Origin of the sequence: Planosporangium thailandense (assembly GCF_011947195.1) — a bacterium.
Taxonomy (GTDB): domain Bacteria; phylum Actinomycetota; class Actinomycetes; order Mycobacteriales; family Micromonosporaceae; genus Planosporangium; species Planosporangium thailandense.
This window is the reverse complement of the sequence record NZ_JAATVY010000111.1, coordinates 1-240: the sequence shown is the minus strand read 5'-3', so window position 1 is coordinate 240 and position 240 is coordinate 1. Positions and strand designations below refer to the sequence as shown.

The window sequence follows — 240 nt, the reverse complement described above, 5'->3', positions numbered from 1 at the left end:
CTCCTCGACGACCACGAGGTTGTCCGTCAGGGCCTGCGTAACCTGCTCGAAGCCGAGGGCGACATCGAGGTGGTCGGCGAGTCCGACTCCGCCGTCGACGCCCGCAACCGCATTCCGGCCCTGCGCCCCGACGTGGCCGTCCTGGACGGCCGGCTGCCCGACGGCAGCGGCATCGACGTCTGCCGCGACATCCGGTCGGTGGACCCCACCATCCGGGCGCTGATCCTCACCTCGTACGAA

Annotated in this window: 1 protein-coding gene; it reads left to right on the top strand. The window is 70.8% G+C overall.

Annotated elements, in window-relative coordinates; translation table 11 throughout:
* A partial coding sequence (locus HC031_RS32365) for a response regulator (protein ID WP_167929255.1) occupies positions 1–240 on the top strand: 240 nt, incomplete at both ends.